Annotated in this window: 16 protein-coding genes; 12 read left to right on the top strand and 4 right to left on the bottom strand. The window is 62.3% G+C overall.

The annotated features are described in order from the left end of the window. Positions 1–19 precede the first annotated feature (19 nt). Complete coding sequence (locus tag V5B44_RS13365) at positions 20–904, top strand: DMT family transporter (protein ID WP_332359503.1); 885 nt, start codon at positions 20–22, stop codon at positions 902–904. Here V5B44_RS13365 and V5B44_RS13360 read toward each other — a convergent pair. The 3 genes from V5B44_RS13360 to V5B44_RS13350 are packed head-to-tail and all read right to left on the bottom strand — an operon-like array spanning position 884 to position 2,331. Beyond that, complete coding sequence (locus V5B44_RS13360) at positions 884–1,759, bottom strand: alpha/beta fold hydrolase (RefSeq protein WP_332359502.1); 876 nt, start codon at positions 1,757–1,759, stop codon at positions 884–886. The two genes, V5B44_RS13365 and V5B44_RS13360, sit on opposite strands and share 21 nt — an antisense overlap. Next, positions 1,746–1,955 (bottom strand): DUF465 domain-containing protein, encoded by a 210-nt coding sequence (locus V5B44_RS13355; RefSeq protein WP_332359501.1) that lies wholly within the window; start codon positions 1,953–1,955, stop codon positions 1,746–1,748. Before V5B44_RS13355 ends, V5B44_RS13360 begins: the two co-directional genes overlap by 14 nt. Next, positions 1,930–2,331: an AzlD domain-containing protein gene (locus tag V5B44_RS13350; RefSeq protein ID WP_332359500.1), complete on the bottom strand. Its 402-nt coding sequence runs from the start codon at positions 2,329–2,331 to the stop codon at positions 1,930–1,932. Before V5B44_RS13350 ends, V5B44_RS13355 begins: the two co-directional genes overlap by 26 nt. Positions 2,332–2,397: 66 nt before the next feature. Between V5B44_RS13350 and V5B44_RS13345 the strand changes: the two genes are divergently transcribed. The 11 genes from V5B44_RS13345 to V5B44_RS13295 all read left to right on the top strand — a co-directional run bounded on the left by V5B44_RS13345 (position 2,398) and on the right by V5B44_RS13295 (position 16,224). Further along, entirely contained in the window at positions 2,398–2,718 is a 321-nt protein-coding gene (locus V5B44_RS13345; protein ID WP_332359499.1) for a hypothetical protein, read from the top strand. A 146-nt stretch (positions 2,719–2,864) separates the two neighbouring features. Then, positions 2,865–3,431: a transcription elongation factor GreB gene (greB, locus tag V5B44_RS13340; protein ID WP_332359498.1), complete on the top strand. Its 567-nt coding sequence runs from the start codon at positions 2,865–2,867 to the stop codon at positions 3,429–3,431. A 165-nt stretch (positions 3,432–3,596) separates the two neighbouring features. Continuing rightward, on the top strand, positions 3,597–5,516 hold the full coding sequence (gene htpG, locus V5B44_RS13335; RefSeq protein ID WP_332359497.1) for a molecular chaperone HtpG: 1,920 nt from the start codon (positions 3,597–3,599) through the stop codon (positions 5,514–5,516). 13 nt (positions 5,517–5,529) lie between these two features. After that, positions 5,530–6,042: a DNA-deoxyinosine glycosylase gene (locus V5B44_RS13330; RefSeq protein ID WP_332359496.1), complete on the top strand. Its 513-nt coding sequence runs from the start codon at positions 5,530–5,532 to the stop codon at positions 6,040–6,042. Positions 6,043–6,132: 90 nt separating this feature from the next. Beyond that, positions 6,133–7,926, top strand: coding sequence for a GspE/PulE family protein (locus V5B44_RS13325; RefSeq protein WP_332359495.1), 1,794 nt, complete (start codon positions 6,133–6,135; stop codon positions 7,924–7,926). Positions 7,927–8,225: 299 nt separating this feature from the next. Next, positions 8,226–9,863, top strand: a complete 1,638-nt coding sequence (locus V5B44_RS13320) for a sensor histidine kinase (RefSeq protein ID WP_332359494.1) — start codon at positions 8,226–8,228, stop codon at positions 9,861–9,863. After that, positions 9,863–11,152: a sensor histidine kinase gene (locus V5B44_RS13315; protein WP_332359493.1), complete on the top strand. Its 1,290-nt coding sequence runs from the start codon at positions 9,863–9,865 to the stop codon at positions 11,150–11,152. The genes V5B44_RS13320 and V5B44_RS13315 overlap by 1 nt, the downstream gene beginning before the upstream one ends. 39 nt (positions 11,153–11,191) lie before the next feature. Then, positions 11,192–11,638: a response regulator gene (locus V5B44_RS13310; protein ID WP_332359492.1), complete on the top strand. Its 447-nt coding sequence runs from the start codon at positions 11,192–11,194 to the stop codon at positions 11,636–11,638. Positions 11,639–11,650: 12 nt separating this feature from the next. Next, positions 11,651–11,791: a hypothetical protein gene (locus V5B44_RS13305; protein WP_332359491.1), complete on the top strand. Its 141-nt coding sequence runs from the start codon at positions 11,651–11,653 to the stop codon at positions 11,789–11,791. A gap of 48 nt (positions 11,792–11,839) precedes the next feature. Beyond that, the gene (locus V5B44_RS13300; RefSeq protein ID WP_332359490.1) at positions 11,840–13,165 is read left to right on the top strand and encodes a diguanylate cyclase domain-containing protein; all 1,326 of its coding nucleotides are present in this window, start codon (positions 11,840–11,842) and stop codon (positions 13,163–13,165) included. Positions 13,166–13,248: 83 nt separating this feature from the next. Beyond that, positions 13,249–16,224, top strand: coding sequence for an EAL domain-containing protein (locus tag V5B44_RS13295; RefSeq protein ID WP_332359489.1), 2,976 nt, complete (start codon positions 13,249–13,251; stop codon positions 16,222–16,224). A gap of 70 nt (positions 16,225–16,294) precedes the next feature. Here V5B44_RS13295 and V5B44_RS13290 read toward each other — a convergent pair whose 3' ends face one another. Next, positions 16,295–16,465 carry a hypothetical protein gene (locus V5B44_RS13290; RefSeq protein WP_332359488.1) on the bottom strand — a complete coding sequence of 57 codons (171 nt, stop codon included), beginning with the start codon at positions 16,463–16,465 and terminating at the stop codon, positions 16,295–16,297. Positions 16,466–16,538: the final 73 nt, after the last annotated feature.

Genomic DNA, 16,538 nt, shown 5'->3' with positions numbered 1-16,538 from the left:
CACGACCGAGTGCCGGACCTTGGCCGTTGATCCGGCCGGGCGCGCGCGCCTGGCTGGCTCCATCTGTATCGTTGCGTCGGCGGCGGGGTTCGGGGCGATGCCAATCTTCGGCAAGCTGGCCTATGCCGAAGGTGTCGATTTGCCAAGCCTGCTGTTCCTGCGTTTCGCGCTGGCCGGCGGACTTCTGGCGGTCGTGATGCAGATGCGGGCGCTGCCCTGGCCGCGCGGCAGCAATCTGTTGCTCTTGATCGCGATGGGCGGCCTGGGCTATGTCGGGCAATCATTCTGCTATTTCGCGGCGCTCCAGCATGCCTCTGCCGGGCTGACAGCGCTGCTGCTCTACCTCTATCCGGCAATCGTCACCGTGCTCTCGGCATTGCTGGCGCGGCGGCGGCTTTCACTGCCGCGCATGCTGGCGGTGGCCACGGCGCTGCTGGGGACCGGGCTGGCAGTTGGTGGCAGCCTTGACGGCAGCGTTCTCGGCATTTTGCTGGGTGTGGGTGCAGCGCTGATCTACTCGCTGTATATCCTGGTCGGTGAGCGCGTCACGCCCGTGACCGGGGCGATGCCATCGGCGACCGTGATCATGCTGTCAGCGGCGATGGTCTACGGCCTGATAGTGTTCTGGCAGGGCCCGGCTTTTCCTTACTCGTCCACGGCGTGGGCGGCGGTCGGGGGCATCGCGCTGTTCTCGACCGTGGTGGCGATCATCGCCTTCTTTGCCGGCATGGCGCGCCTGGGTGCTGCCGATGCGGCAACGCTGTCGACGCTGGAGCCGGTGGTGACCGTGGTTCTGGCGGCACTGTTTCTTGGCGAGGCAGTGGGTGGCTGGCAACTGGCCGGCGGCGCCATCATTCTCGCCGCGGTCATTGTACTGGCGCGTTCAGGCGAGGCGACGGCGTAGTGCCTGGGGCAGGAACTCGAGGAGCCGCTTGACGACTGCCTGTGGTTGCTCGCTCATCATTGCGTGGCCGCATTCGGGAATCTCCGCCCGAAGCACCTGACGCAGCGCCGCTTCGAGCGGTGGCAGGTTGCGGCGCGGGGTCATCCGGTCGCGGCGCGCGACCAGCAGCAGCGCCGGGCAAGCGACCTGCGCAGCCGCTTCAAGGCCATGCTGATAGTTGTTGCAGTTGGCGAGGTCGATCGCCAGCACGCCGGGTGGGCTGCGGCGCATGATCGCCAACGTCACGCCCGGTCCCCAGATGCCGTAGCCATGGCCGCCCGTCAACCGGAACTTCGGCGTCAGCGAATACTCGTTCATCATCCTGATCGTGTTGTCCGGATTGGCTTTGGCGCCCGCGATCAGGGCGTCGGCCACCGGCATGGGCGTAGAGGTGCCGAGCAGTGCCAGTCCGCTGGCGCGTTGTGGGTGGCCGGCGGCGCACTCGAGGGCAACCAGCGAGCCCATCGAGTGTCCGACCAGGATAGCCTGGCCGACGCCAGCCGCATCGAGCAGGGTCGGTACCCAGTCGGCGAGCGCTTCGATGCTGGGCAGCGCGGGTCCGCTGGACAGGCCGTGTCCCGGCAGGTCAGGGACCAGCACGGCGCAGCCGGCGGCGGTGAGGCCGCTGGCGACCTGCTGCCATGCGTCGCGGTCATTGGCGGCGCCGTGCAGCAGCAGGAGCGGGGGCCAGGGCGAGCGATCAGGGTTGAAGGGCTGGCCGCCAGAGGCCAGGCGGCAGCGGTACCCGGCGACGGTCAGTTCCAACTGGCGAGTGGTCAGCGGGTTTGCACGGGTTGCCGGGTCAGGCCAGGACATCCGGCTCCAGCATGTGCTCGAGCAGGACGATGCGGTCCTTGAGCAGCAGCTTGCGTTTCTTGAGGCGCCGGACCAGGAGGTCGTCGGGCGGCGGGTTGAGCATCAGGTGGTCGATCACCTGATTGAGGTCATGATGCTCTATCTGCAGTTCATGCAGGGTGGTGCGCGTTTCAGTGATCTGTTCTTCGGTCAGCATGGTCGGCGATATTCCCAGGTTGTGATTCGGCTAGCCGCGCAGGGCTTGCAGCCCCCCAAAAGGCGAGCATGCCGAGAACGACGGTCAGCAAGATGCTGCGCGTGCGCCAGGCAATCAGGGCTGCCAAAGTAGCGGCTGCAATTTGCGGCAGGTCGGGCACTATGGTAGGCGCGCCAACGGCAAAAAACAACGGTGGCGCGATGATTGCCGCCATCACCGCCGGCGGCACGCAACGCAGGGCCTGCGCTGGTGTCATCCCCGCGCTGCTGGCGGCGGCGCCGCAAACGATGCCGAAAAGGATGATGCTCATGCTCATTGGAGCCAAGGCGCGAACGCCGGCAATAAACTCGACGCGCGTGCTCGGGACTTGCGGCATGGGCCACTTTTGCGAATAGAATAGAGGGTGAAATTGTAACCCTGAGAAAGCGCCGGGAGGAGGCAGATGGTTTATCACATTATCGTTTCGTTTGGGCGGGAGAGACAGTACGAGTACAAGTTCTCCCACACCGAACTGGCTGCCGGCTCTCCCGAAGAAGCACGCCGCTGGTTTGACAAGGAGTTCGCCGACCTCGAGTGCGAACCCAGTAATCCGATGGGCAAGGTCCTGATCATAGACAAGATTCTCAACGTCGCCCGCTACGGTGGCGAGCAGCGCTTCATCGAAGGCAAGGACTGGGCGACGCGCTTTGCCCGTTACACGGCGTTGGCACTCGGGCGGGATACCGTTCGCATCGACGTTGCCGCTTTCAATATCGGCTACTGACCCATCGGGCAGTGCGCGCAGCGGCGCAGGTTTGGCGGCCTGTGCCGTTTCTTTTTGGACCATCAGGGCTGAAGATGTGTTGTGATCCTTGCCCTTTTGGTGCCCTCAAGCCGAGACGGAGAGTTGGCGATGTGCAGGCATAGGCGATGAGTAGGGCTTTCACCAGAGAGACGGCCAACGACGAAGACGAGGAGGAGGGAGCGGAGCCCGCGCTTCGCCTGCCACAGGGCACTCGCAACTACATCACGCCGGGCGGGCACGCGCGCATTCGGGCCGAGCTCGAGCAATTGCTGCGCGTTGAACGGCCGCAGGTGGTCAGCGTCGTACAGTGGGCAGCATCGAATGGCGACCGTTCAGAGAATGCCGACTACATCTATGGCAAGCGGCGGCTACGAGAGATTGACCGGCGCATACGTTTCCTGACCAAGCGCCTCGATCAGGCGGAGATCGTCGATCCAGCACGGCGCGCGAATACCAAGCAGGTGTTTTTCGGGGCGACGGTGACCATCTGCGACGAGCAGGGACTTGAGAATACCTACCAGATTGTCGGCGTGGACGAGACGGATTCTGCCCGTGGACGTATCAGTTGGGTGTCGCCGCTGGCGCGAGCGCTGCTCAAGTCGCACGCCGGCGACAGTGTGCGTTTTCAGAGCCCGGCTGGCTGGCGTGAAGTCGAAGTATTGAACGTTGCGTACCTGAGCATCGAACCTTGAATACCTGATGCGCTGCTGCTGCCCGGGCCGCCGCGCGTTGCCGTCAGGGCTTGAAATGGCAGCGACCGTCCCCAACTGCGGAGTCATTGCTCGCAGTCCGTAGCGCCGCCGCTTCGGGGCTGTTTTTCGTCAGCTTTTTCGTCAACGCTTTCCACGGAGTCTTGCATGGGTGCACAGAAGGAAACCCTCGGTTTTCAGGCAGAAGTCAAGCAACTGCTGAACCTGATGATACATTCGCTGTACAGCAACAAGGAGATTTTCCTGCGCGAACTGATCTCCAACGCGTCGGACGCCTGTGACAGGCTGCGCTTCGAGGCACTGAACAATGCTGCCCTGTACGGCGACGATGCCGAATTGAAGATTCGCATTTCTTTCGACAAGGAAGCACGGACGTTGAGTATTTCAGACAACGGCATCGGGCTTTCGCGCGACGAGGCGGTCGAGCACCTGGGAACGATCGCCAAGTCGGGAACCCGTGAGTTCTTTTCGGCGCTGACTGGTGATCAGGCCAAGGATGCGCATCTGATCGGCCAGTTCGGCGTCGGCTTCTATTCCTCGTATATCGTTGCCGACAAGGTGACGGTGGTTTCCCGCCGTGCCGGCGTCGAAGCCGGTCAGGCGATCAGATGGGAATCGTCCGGAGAGGGCGATTTCACCATCGAGGTCATCGAGCGGGCGCAGCGCGGTACCGAAGTGACCCTCCACCTGCGCGCAGGCGAGGACGAGTTCCTCTCAAGCTGGAAGGTGCGCGAGATCGTCCGCAAGTATTCTGACCATATCACGCTGCCGATCCTGATGAAGAAGGAGCAATGGGACGAGGAAAAGAAAACGCAGGTCGTCACTGATGAGGACGAGACCGTCAACCAGGCGTCGGCGCTGTGGAGCCGTCCAAAATCGGAGATCACCGACGAGCAGTACAGCGAGTTCTACAAGCATGTGGCGCATGATTTCGAGGATCCACTGGCGCATGTCCATGCCCGTGTCGAGGGCAAGCAAGAGTATACGCAGTTGCTCTATATCCCGTCGCGCGCGCCGTTCGACCTTTTTGAGCGCACTGCCCGGCATGGCATCAAGCTGTATGTTCGCCGGGTCTTCATCATGGATGACGCCGAGCAGCTGATGCCGCTCTATCTACGCTTCGTACGCGGAGTGGTCGACTCCAACGACCTGCCGCTCAATGTTTCGCGTGAAATCCTGCAGCAGTCGCGCGATATCGAAGCGATTCGTGCGGGCTGTGTGAAGAAGGTGCTGGGCCTGCTCGAAGGCCTGGCTGACAGCGAGGAAGCGAGCGAGAAGGAAAAGTACGTCAAGTTCTGGCAGGAATTCGGTCGTGTTCTCAAGGAAGGCATTGGCGAGGATTTCGCCAACAAGGAGCGCATCGCAAGGCTGCTGCGCTATGCTTCGACGCATGCCGATACGCCGGACGAGAACGTCTCTCTGGCCGACTACGTCACGCGGATGAAGGATGGCCAGGAGAAGATCTACTACGTTACGGCGGAAACCTTCACTGCCGCCAGGAACAGCCCGCACCTCGAGATCTTCCGCAAGAAGGGTATCGAAGTGCTCCTGCTTTCCGACCGCGTCGACGAATGGGTGGCCGGTCACCTGACCGAGTTCGACGGCAAGCCGTTGCAGTCAGTTGCCAAGGGCGGGCTGGATTTGGGCAAACTCGAGGATGTGGCCGAAAAGGAAGAGGCGGAGAAGGCTGCCGACGAGTACAAGGAACTGCTCGATAAGGTCAAGACGACGCTGGGTGACAAGGTCAAGGACGTACGCGTCACTCATCGACTGACCGACTCGCCCTCGTGTCTTGTGGCCGATCAGTACGATCTCGGTGGCAATCTGCAGCGAATCCTCAAGGCTGCCGGGCAGCAGGCGCCGGCGAGCAAGCCGATCCTCGAAATCAACCCCAAGCACCCGGCGGTACAACGTCTCAAGTACGAAGAAGCGCGCTTCGACGATTGGGCCAACCTGCTGCTCGAGCAGGCAACGCTGGCCGAGGGGGGGTCGCTCGACGATCCGGCCGGTTTCGTCAAGCGAATCAACGACCTGATGCTGGCGCTCTCGCTGGGTGGCGGGCGCTGAAGCGACTTCCGCGATGACTGTCGGCGGCGGGCCGGCGCTACTGCACGGTCTGCCGCCGATCCTCGATGTCGGCGTCAGGATCCTGATTCTGGGCAGCTTTCCTTCGCCGGCCTCACTTGCTGCGGAGCACTACTACGCGCACCGGCAGAACCAGTTCTGGCGCCTGCTTGGGGTACTCCTCTGCGAACCGCTGCCCGTTCTCGACTATGCTGACAAGCAGCGCAGCTTGCTCAAGCACCACATCGGTATCTGGGATGCCTATCGCCAGTGTCGCCGGCAGGGCGCGCTCGACGCAGCGATCCAGTCAGCCGAGGTCAATGATTTCCTGCGCTTGCGCGAGGAAGCTCCGCAGTTGCAGCGCATCTGCTTCAACGGCCGGACTGCCGGCAAGTTTGCCGTCTGGTTCCAGAAGGCAGGCTACCAGACGATCGTCCTGCCGTCGACCAGCCCCGCCTACACGCTGGCCTTCGAACGCAAGGTCGAATTCTGGCGCGCGGCCGGGCTCGGGGAAATGGCTCCTGACTGATCGACGCGCTGTGTCCGGTCTGGCAATCGGCATTGAGCAGGTTGGGCAGTCTCCGGTATAGTGACCGCAGATCCCCCTGGAAGACTGCATATGCCCCAAGCCGCGGTCAACGCCGTCCATGAACATCGTCTGACACTCGCGGAAGTCCTCGACTGGCTGGTTGCCGATGGCCTGGTGGCGGTGACCGACGCCGATCTCCTGCTCAAGGAGAGTCGTCTCAAGCGCCTGACGGCGCATCCGTTGGTGCTCATCGCCGACCAGAAATGGAAGTCGCAGCAGGAGCCTCATCGACCATTGACCCTCGACGATCTCGGCGAGTGGCTGGGTGGCAGGGTGGGACTCGAGTATCACCACATCGATCCCCTGAAGGTCGACTTCACTGCCATCACCGAAGTGATGTCGAGTGCCTACGCCACACGGTTTGGCATCCTGCCGATTGAGGTCGCGGCGCGCGAACTCGTGGTGGCGACCACTGAGCCCTACCTGCGCGACTGGGAAAGGGAGATCAAGGCGATCATCAAGAAAGAAATTCGGCGGGTGATTGCCAATCCGGTCGACGTGGCGCGCTATCTGGTTGAGTTCTACAATCTGGCGCGTTCGGTCAAGAAAGCCGCACAATTGCGTGGCCCGACCGGCAACCTGTCGTCTTTCGAGCAACTGGTTGAACTCGGCCGGGCCAACCGCCAGTTCGACGCCAATGACCAGCACATTGTCAATATTGTCGACTGGCTCTGGCAGTACGCTTTCGAGCAGCGTGCCAGCGACATTCATATCGAACCCCGGCGGGATGTCGGGATCGTTCGTTTCCGGATTGACGGTGTCCTGCATCAGGTCTACCAGATTCCCATGAGTGTTCTGGCAGCGATGGTCAGCCGTGTCAAAATACTCGGCCGCATGGACGTGGTCGAGAAGCGCCGCCCGCAGGATGGGCGGATCAAGACGCGAACGGCCGACGGTCAGGAAGCTGAACTGCGTCTGTCAACGCTTCCCACCGCTTTCGGCGAGAAGCTGGTGATGCGGATTTTCGACCCGGAAGTGCTGGTCCGTGGTTTCTCCGACCTCGGCTTCAGCGACGACGACCAGGCACGCTGGAAGACGATGTCGGAAAGACCCAACGGCATCATCCTGGTCACCGGCCCCACCGGTTCAGGAAAGACCACGACGCTCTATTCGACGCTGAAACAGCTCGCGACACCCGCAGTCAACGTGTGCACGATCGAGGATCCAATCGAGATGGTCGAGCCGGCGTTCAACCAGATGCAGGTCCAGAACGTCATCGATCTTGGTTTCGCGCAAGGGGTGCGCGCGCTGATGCGGCAGGATCCGGACATCATCATGATTGGTGAAATTCGTGACCTGGAAACCGCCGAGGTGGCCATTCAGGCAGCCCTGACCGGTCACCTCGTGCTGTCGACACTACATACCAACGATGCGCCTTCGGCGATCACGCGCATGCTTGATCTCGGTGTTCCCCCGTATCTGCTCAGTGCGACGATGCTCGGCGTGATGGCGCAGCGCTTGGTGCGCATTCTCTGCCCGCACTGCAAGCAGGCGCAGCCGGCCAGCCCGGTCGAGGAGACCATGTGGGATCAACTGGTGGCGCCCTGGAAATCGAACCGCCCGTCTCGCTTCTACCGTCCGGTAGGTTGCCTCGATTGTCGCATGACAGGCTACCTCGGGCGCGTCGGACTGTACGAGATTCTGATGCTGTCGCCGGACGTCAAGTTGGCAATCAGCGAAAACAGGGACATCGCCCGGATTCGCGATATGGCTTTTCGGGAAGGCATGAAACCCTTGCGGATCTCGGGAGCGATGAAAGTTGCGGCGGGCATCACGACTCTGGCAGAGGTGTTCAAGGTCGCACCACCGGTGGAGCAGAGCTGATTGCGCGGGGTTTGGCAGTGCCGGCGCTATACGGCTGTCCCGAGGGGCCAGGGACAGGGTGGCCTGTGCTGTCTGGCCTGAGCTTGGCCAGGGTAGACCGAGGAGTTGCTCCGTAACCCAGGGCCCGATGAGCGTGGACCCCTTGCCGACCCTCAAGTCAAGCCGCATTGGTGCCGTAACTGTCAACACGAAGCATTGGAGGGCTTGCGCTAACTTGCCGAACGAAGGGGCCAACTTCTCCTGGCGAGGAGAATGGCAGTCTCCCCAGCAGGGGACGTATTTCCATATGGAGGTTCACGATGAGCAGTAGCAGGATCGAAGACAGCGATCTGCTTTCGGTCTTGTTTTCCCCGGACACGGTTGAAGTCGCGCCTTCGCCTGCCAGCATCCTGTGGAAGGTACTGCTGGTGGACGACGAGACCGACGTCCACACCGTTCTTCGCCTGGCCTTGCAGGATGTGGTCATCGAAGGGGGTGGACTGCTGCTGTTGGATGCTTTATCTGCCACAGAGGCGAGGGCGGTGCTTGCTGCCAACCCTGACATTGCCTTGATCCTGCTCGACGTGGTGATGGAATCCGATCAGGCGGGCCTTGATCTCGTGCACTACATCCGGGATGAACTGGGTAACCGCAGCGTACAGATCGTCCTGATTACTGGCCAGCCGGGCTACGCACCGCAGCGGGAAGTGATCTCCGACTACGCGATCGATGGCTACCGGCTCAAGTCGGAACTGAGTGCCAACCAGATCTTCGTTCAGGTCTGTTCGGCGATTCGTAGCTATCGGCTGATGCGCGAACAGGAGACCCTGCAACGGCATCTTGAGCAGAAGGTGACGGAACTGGATGAGGCCTTGCAGGCGCTCCGCGAAAGCGAGGCCAACTTCATCCGGGCTCAGTCGGTTGCCCACGTCGGGAGCTGGAACTACGAACTGGCGAGCGACCGGATGCATCTGTCGGCGGAAACCTGCCGTATTTTTGGTGTGCCGGAAGGGACCATCGGCAGTTACCAGGCGTACTTGGCGCGCGTCTTTGCCGACGATCGCGAGGCGGTCGAGCAGGCATGGCAATCGTTTCTCGAGCGGGGTGGCTCCTTCGAACACGAGCACCGGATCATGGTTGGCAAGGCCATTCGCTACGTCCGCCACCGCGCCGACCTGACTTCGGGCGCCGACGGCAGGCCGCTGCGCAGCCTGGGTACAACGCAGGACATCACCGAGCGCAGGCAAGTAGAGGAGGAGCTTAGGCGGTCGAATGGCGAGCTGGAGCAGTTCAGTTACGCCATTTCACATGATCTCCGGCAACCCTTGAGAATGATCTCCAGCTATCTCCAATTGCTCGGCATCAGCCTTGGGAACCAATTGGCCACCGAGCAGCGCGAATATTTCAATTTTGCCATCGACGGCGCCAAGCGTCTGGACCGAATGCTGGTTGCACTGCTCGAGTACTCTCGGGTTGGTCGCCTCGGTGAACCGCCGGCGTGGCTCGAAAGTCGGGCGATACTCGATGAGGCGCTGCTGTTCCTGCAGCCGTCGATTGCCGAGGCGCAGGCGATCATCAGTATCCGCGGCAAGTGGCCACGCGTCTTCGTTCGCCCGGACGAGATGCTGCGCCTGTTGCAGAACCTGATCGGCAACGCGGCCAAGTTTCGCGTTGCCGGGCGGACACCGATGATCACCGTTTCCAGTCAGGTGGCGGGTGGCGACTGGTGCCTGGCCGTTGCGGACAACGGGGTGGGTCTCGACCCGGGTCAGCTTGGTCGCCTGTTTCAGGTGTTCCAGCGCCTGCAAAGCCGCGCCCGCTTTGAGGGCAGCGGCGTGGGTCTGGCACTCTGTCGCAAGATTGCCGAGCATCATGGCGGGCGAATCTGGGCCGAGTCGGCAGGCGAGGGTCAGGGCAGCCGCTTCTGCGTATCACTGCCTCTGCCGCGGGAATGCTGATGCCGGCGCCCAGTGATCTGCCGTCACTCGAGCGCCCGGGTGGGCCGACGACGGCCGGTGGCCGCCTAATCTGGCGGCCGGTATCCCTGGCCGTCGTGGTTTTTGTGCTGGCTGCGGCATTGACAGCCGGGTTGATCTGGCGTCAGGAACAGTATGGCGTGCGCGAAGCTCGCAGCCTGGCCACCGCCGTGGCCGCCGAGCGTGCTTACGCCATTCACCTCAGCGCCGATCGTGGGCTGGTCGCCTTTCCGGATGTGCTGGCTTCGGCCCAGCTGGCTGAATTGGAGGAGCGTGGTTACGCCTATGAACTAATCCGCCTGCATCCGGACAGCCGCGAGAAGGAGGTGATCAGCGCCTCGTCATCGCGGTCACTGGTGGACCCGGTTGAAGAAGTGCTGTCGATACAGAACGCCACCTGGACCCTGCGCGTGGCGCCAGTCGAGGGCTGGAGCGACACCTCGGGGCTGCTGTGGAAGTCGGCCTTGGGCTTGTTCTTCTGCCTGCTGTTGGCCTGGCAGGCGGCTTGGCAGGCGAAACTGGTCGCCGCGGCAAAGGCCCATGAACGGACCCTCGAGTTGCGCGTTGCGCAGCGTACGGCTGATCTGCAGCGCTTGGCCGAAGTGACCGCGCACCACTTGCAGGAGCCGGCGCGCCGCGTTGCCAGCTACGCGGGCCGCTTGCGGTCGCAACTGGCTGGCCGCATTGACGATGAGGAAGTGCAGGTGTCGCTTGATTTCCTTGGCCAGCAGGCAGGTCGTTTGCAGGAGTTGCTGCGGGACGTGGAACTTTATCTGGCAGCGGACCAGCCGCGCGGCAAGGTTGAGTGTTGCTCTGTCGAGCAGACTCTTGCCGACCTGCTGACCCAGCTTGCCGAGCCCATCGCCCGGGCGGGCGCCAGGGTCAACGTCGGCCCCCTGCCGGACGCCGTGATCGACGCGCCACGTCTGAAGGACATCTTTCGAGTTGCGATCGAGAACGCGCTGCGGCATGGCCGCGGCGATCAGGCGTTGCGGATCGACATCAGTGGCGAGCAATCCGGTGCGTCGGTTCGCTATCAGATCAGCGACAACGGTCCCGGCGTCGAGGAAGCGTACCGTGCACGAGTGTTCCGGGTTTTTGAGCGTTTGTCGTCGGGTGGTGAAGGGACCGGCGTCGGACTGGCGATTCTCCGCCGCATTGCCGAAAGTACCGGTGGCCATGCCTGGCTCGAAGAAACCCCTGGCGGAGGCTGCCGATTGGTGCTGGAATTGCCGGCCGGACATCAGCCGCCAGCAAGCCGTCGCTCATGATCGTTCCAACCAGTCTCAATGAGCAGTGAACCGAGAGAAATGAAGCCCCCATCGTCCCACTTCCTGATCCTGCTGGCCGAGGACGAGCCGGCCGATGCCCACCTGCTGCGGCTGGCGCTGATTGAAGGCCGTGTCGAGGCCGACCTGGAGCATGTCGCCGACGGCCGCGAGGCGCTTGAGTATCTGCGCCAGCAAGGTCATCGCTTCGCGCATGCGAGGCGTCCGGACCTGATCCTGCTTGATCTCAACATGCCGCGCATGGATGGCAGGGAGTTCCTCGCGGCTGTCAAGGCGGATGGTGCGCTTTGCGATATCCCGGTGGTGGTACTGAGTACGTCGGAAGTCGAGCGCGACGTGGTCGCTGCCTACCGTCTCGGTGCCGCTGGCTACCTCGCCAAGTCGCCTGATGTGACTGAGTTCACCGAAGAGATACGTCAGTTGACTGCCTACTGGGCTTGCCCTGAGCGTTTGCCGGAACAGCATTGAGGAAGAACAGATATGAATCGGTTCGGCCAATCCCTGTTCGTCCTGATCGTCCAGGCAGCAGCCGGCGATACGCGCCAGGGGGAACTGCCGATCCATGGCAATCGCTTCACTGTAGAGCACTGGTTCAAAGCGGGTGCGCTTGCGTCACAATAGCAATAGTCGGTAAAGCATGAAGCGATAGGGCGAGATGGAGAGTTGCACATGAACAGGTCGCTCCAGCAGCAGATATCAATCCTGGTGGTTGAAGACGATCCCGGCGATCTCGGACTGATCCGGGCTTACGTCAGCCGTGCCGGTCTGCGGCGCGTCGGCGATCGGGATCCGGTGGTCTGGACGGCGACCCTGGTCGAGGGGGTGGCGCTGGCGGTCGCCAACCGGCCAGATGTCGTGCTGCTTGACCTGTCTCTGCCTGATTCGGCCGGACTCGCCACGGTGCAGGTGATGCGCGGCGTGGTGCCCGATGTGCCGATCATCGTGCTCACCGGCCAGGACGATCATCAGCTTGCCGAGGCTGCCTTGCAGGCGGGCGCGCAGGACTATCTGGTCAAGGGGCAGTTTGAGCACGATGCACTGGGTCGGGCCATCCGGCATGCGCTGGTCCGTCAGAGGCTCGAATCGCGTTTGCGTCTATTCGAGGCGGCGCTCAATTCCGCGGCCAACGGAATCATGATCACCGACGTCAACGCAACGATCGAATGGGCCAATCCGGCATTTACGAAAATGACCGGAATTGCGCTGGCCGAAGCCGTCGGTCGCAAGGCCAACGAGGTGCTCAACTCTGGCAAGCAGGACGCCGAGTTTTACCGGCGCATGTGGGAAACCATTCTCGATGGCCGGATATGGAGCGGCGAACTCATCAACCGACGGCGGGATGGCAGTCTTTACGACGAGGCGCTGACCATTTCACCGGTCACCAACAGCAATGGCAGCATTCAGCATTTTGTTGCCATCAAGCAGGACATCTCGGCCCGCAAGGCGACCGAAGAACGGGTGCAGCACCTTGCCCACCACGACCAGTTGACCGATTTGCCGAATCGCGTGCTGTTGAGCGACCGTTTGTTCCAGTCTTTGGCGCAGGCGCGTCGGGACCGCAGCACGCTGGCGCTGATGTTTCTCGATCTTGACCAATTCAAGCCAGTCAACGATACGCTGGGTCATGATATCGGTGATCTTTTGCTCAAGGAAGTCGCGCTCCGTCTGCAGGCTTGCGTGCCGCGCGACGCGGACACCGTTTCGCGCCTCGGGGGCGACGAGTTCGTTATTCTCCTGGCACAGATCGACAAGGCAAGCGACGCCGTGCTGGTGGCCGGAAAGATCCTCGCCGCGATCGAGCGGCCGTTTTGCATCGGGCCCCATGTCATCGGTATCTCGGCCAGCATCGGCATCGCTGTTTATCCGCAGCACGGCGAGGACGTGAACCAGTTGTTGAAGAACGCCGACACGGCGATGTACCTGGCCAAGAAGACAGGGCGCAACTGTTACCGATTCTTCCGGCAGATCACCGAAACGGCGGGGGGGCTGGCTTGATGGCGGATCAGACAGCAACGACACGGGAACCGCCGGCAAGTGCGGAGAACTCGCCGGTTGCGAGGGGTCGTGACGATCAGCCAATGTTCTGGGCACCCTCGCTCGCCTTTCTGAGATATACCGGCTGGTCGATCGTCGTCGCTGCGGCGGGGACCCTGCTGACCATCCTGCTGACCATACCGGAACAGCCATGGCGAGCCGCCGGTCCGGCGGTACTGATGCTGGTGGCCATAAGCGCACTGGGGCTGATGTCGACGGGCCGGGTACGCGCGTCGCTCGCTGTCCTGGTCTGGGGAACGTGGCTCACGGTGGTCGGCATTTCGACCTTCTTCGGGGGTCTGCGCGGGCTGCTGGTGATTGTCTATCCCTTGCTGATACTGACCGGGGGCTGGCTGCTTGGGACGGCGACCGCTGTGCTTCTCGGCCTGCTGACGGTGGCGGCAATTTTCGGTTTCCTGGTCGCCGACTGGTGGGGCTTTCTGCCACACCCGCCAACTCCCATTGTGATGTACGCCGTGGTCCAGACGGCCGGGATTGTGGTCGCCATGCTGCTGATCACCCATCTCATTCGCTCGTATCGCAGCAGGATCGATGAGGTCGAGCGCTTGAGCGCCAACCTCGCCCAGCGCACCGCCGATCTACAGGCGCGTGAAGCCGATCTGAATCGAGCGCAGGCGGTTGCTCATGTCGGCAGTGGGGTGCTCGACCTGGCGACCGGCAAGATAGAGCTGTCAGCGGAGAGCTGTCGGATCTTCGGTCTTCCCGAGGGCACCACGGGCAGCATGGCCATGTTCATGGCGCTGGTTCATCCGGAAGATCGCAGCGCCTTGCAGCAAGGCGGTGAGGCGGCACTCAAGGGCGAGCCGTTCGACAAGGAATTGCGGATCGTGATCGGCAACACGGTTCGCTGGATTGCGCAGAGAGCGGAGGTCGAGTTCGACAAGGGCGGCAGGCCTTTGCGCAGCGTCGGTACCACCCAGGACATCACCGAGAGAAAGGAACTGGAAGCCACCTTGCGCGAACAGCGGGAGTTCTTTCGGCTGATTTCCGAGAGTATTGGCGAGCACATCGCGGTTCTCGACCTGGAAGGACGGCGGGTATACAACAGCCCCTCGTATCGGCAGTTCTTTGGCGATACGAGGGATCTGCGCGGCACCGATTCGTTTGGCGATGTGCACCCCGATGACCGCGAACGGGTGCAGCGGGTATTCAGAGAGACGGCCGAAACCGGTGTTGGCCAGGACATCGAGTATCGCCTCGTTCGGCAGGATGGCAGCGTCCGCTACATGTCCTCGGCGGGAAAGGTGATCAAGGACAAGCAGGGTCAGGCGGTCCGCATCGTCGTCGTATCGCACGACATCAGCGACCGCAAGCAGGCGGAACAGTGGGAGCGCATTGCGGCGACTACGTTCGAGTCGCAGCAGGGCATGTTCATTACCGACGCCAAGGGGGTCATTCTGCGCGTCAACCAGGCATTCACCGAGATCACCGGCTACAGCGCCGAGGAATGCGTCGGACGCACGCCGAAGCTGCTCAGCTCGGGTCGCCACGACGCTGCTTTCTATCAGGCGATGCATGAGAGTCTTGCGCGCACAGGGACCTGGCAAGGCGAGATCTGGAACCGGCGCAAGAACGACGAAGTCTTCCCGGAGTGGCTGACGATCTCCGCCGTCAGGGACAGCGAGGGCTGTGTCACCCACTACGTATCGACGCTGATGGACATCACCCTGCGCAAGGCGGCTCAGGAAGAGATCCGGCATCTGGCCTTTTACGACCCCCTGACCGGGCTGCCGAATCGCCGCCTGCTGCATGACCGCCTGCGGGTGGCCATGGCCGCCAGCGCCCGTCGTGACCGGCAGGGTGCACTGCTGTTCATCGATCTCGACAATTTCAAGACGCTCAACGATACGCTCGGTCATGCCATGGGTGATCTGCTCCTGCAACAGGTGGCCAAGCGCTTGTCGGGCTGCGTCCGGGACCGGGATACCGTCGCCCGTCTCGGCGGTGACGAGTTCGTGGTCATGCTTGAGGATCTCGGCACGCAATCGCAGGAGGCCGCCAAGCAGAGCCGGATCGTCGGTGAGAAGATTCTCGGTGTTCTCAATCGCCCCTATGATCTGGCCGGGTCCGAGTACCACAATACGCCGAGCGTCGGCATCACCCTGTTCGGTGGCCAGCAGGAGGATATCGAGGAACTGATGAAGCGGGCCGATCTGGCCATGTACGAGGCCAAGGCGACCGGTCGCAATACCTTCCGTTTCTTCGATCCGCAGATGCAGGCCGTGGTCACCGCGAGGGTTGCTCTCGAGCGGGATCTGCGCGAGGCGCTGCAAAAACAGGAGTTCTTCCTGTGCTACCAACCGCAGGTCGACAGCGCTGGCCGCATCGTCGGTGCCGAGGCCCTACTCCGCTGGCAACATCGGCAGCGTGGCTTCGTCTCGCCCGCCGAATTCATTCCTCTCGCCGAGGAAACCGGGCTCATCCTTCCTCTGGGCCTGTGGGTGCTGGAAACCGCCAGTGCGCAGGCGGCCGTCTGGGCGGCCGAGGCCGGCCGAGAGGACTTCACGGTTTCCGTCAATGTCAGTGCCCGCCAGCTCCTGCAGCCCAACTTCGTCGAACAGGTGCTGGGGGTCCTTGGCAACACCGGTACCAACCCGCACAACCTCAAGCTTGAACTGACTGAGAGCATGTTGCTCGACAAAAACCAGGAGATTATCGCCAAGATGACCGCTCTGAAAGAGCGGGGCGTCGGCTTCTCGCTCGACGATTTTGGCACCGGCTACTCGTCGCTGTCATATCTTAAGCGGCTCCCGCTCGATCAGTTGAAGATCGACCAGTCGTTCGTCAGGGACCTGCTGACGGACCCCAATGACGAGGCAATTGCACGCACGATCGTCGCCCTGGCCAGCAGCCTCGGCCTGTCGGTCATCGCCGAGGGTGTGGAAAGTGTAGAACAACGCAACGTTCTGGCGGCACAGGGCTGCTACACCTACCAGGGCTACCTCTTCAGCCGGCCGCTACCTTTGGCTGACTTCAACCTGTTTCTCCGGCGGCATTGACCACGGCTTTCCCGCGTAATGAGGCAATCGCCTCGCGCCGCGGGTCTGCCGCCGACTCCTGGTCACGAGTTCATCGGGCTTCCTCGTCGTCACGATCAGACGCCAGCGTCTCCTGCAGGCTGTCCAGGTCCTCGCGGTTTTGCCGCAGAAAGAAAAAAAGGCCCCACACCAAGCCGCCACCGATGATGGCGACCAGTGCGACAGCGCCCCAGTCCAGGTTGGCCAGCGATCCAGCGTCCATCGGCTTTTCCTCAGTATGCCCGGGCCCATTATGCCACCCGCAGCGCCGACCAATGCATTTCAACCTTGACTGA

The organism is Candidatus Accumulibacter necessarius (assembly GCF_036625085.1).
This window is presented reverse-complemented; position numbering and strand designations above follow the sequence as displayed.

Bases quoted from the DNA above. Each gene is read 5' to 3' on its own strand.
- V5B44_RS13295 (WP_332359489.1), top strand. From the start codon at position 13,249: ATGTTCTGGGCACCCTCGCTCGCCTTTCTGAGATATACCGGCTGGTCG.
- htpG (WP_332359497.1), top strand. From the start codon at position 3,597: ATGGGTGCACAGAAGGAAACCCTCGGTTTTCAGGCAGAAGTCAAGCAA.
- V5B44_RS13305 (WP_332359491.1), top strand. From the start codon at position 11,651: ATGAATCGGTTCGGCCAATCCCTGTTCGTCCTGATCGTCCAGGCAGCA.
- greB (WP_332359498.1), top strand. From the start codon at position 2,865: ATGAGTAGGGCTTTCACCAGAGAGACGGCCAACGACGAAGACGAGGAG.
- V5B44_RS13355 (WP_332359501.1), bottom strand. From the start codon at position 1,955: ATGCTGACCGAAGAACAGATCACTGAAACGCGCACCACCCTGCATGAA.
- V5B44_RS13325 (WP_332359495.1), top strand. From the start codon at position 6,133: ATGCCCCAAGCCGCGGTCAACGCCGTCCATGAACATCGTCTGACACTC.
- V5B44_RS13315 (WP_332359493.1), top strand. From the start codon at position 9,863: ATGCCGGCGCCCAGTGATCTGCCGTCACTCGAGCGCCCGGGTGGGCCG.
- V5B44_RS13345 (WP_332359499.1), top strand. From the start codon at position 2,398: ATGGTTTATCACATTATCGTTTCGTTTGGGCGGGAGAGACAGTACGAG.
- V5B44_RS13310 (WP_332359492.1), top strand. From the start codon at position 11,192: ATGAAGCCCCCATCGTCCCACTTCCTGATCCTGCTGGCCGAGGACGAG.
- V5B44_RS13330 (WP_332359496.1), top strand. From the start codon at position 5,530: ATGACTGTCGGCGGCGGGCCGGCGCTACTGCACGGTCTGCCGCCGATC.
- V5B44_RS13350 (WP_332359500.1), bottom strand. From the start codon at position 2,331: ATGCCGCAAGTCCCGAGCACGCGCGTCGAGTTTATTGCCGGCGTTCGC.
- V5B44_RS13320 (WP_332359494.1), top strand. From the start codon at position 8,226: ATGAGCAGTAGCAGGATCGAAGACAGCGATCTGCTTTCGGTCTTGTTT.
- V5B44_RS13300 (WP_332359490.1), top strand. From the start codon at position 11,840: ATGAACAGGTCGCTCCAGCAGCAGATATCAATCCTGGTGGTTGAAGAC.
- V5B44_RS13290 (WP_332359488.1), bottom strand. From the start codon at position 16,465: ATGGACGCTGGATCGCTGGCCAACCTGGACTGGGGCGCTGTCGCACTG.
- V5B44_RS13360 (WP_332359502.1), bottom strand. From the start codon at position 1,759: ATGTCCTGGCCTGACCCGGCAACCCGTGCAAACCCGCTGACCACTCGC.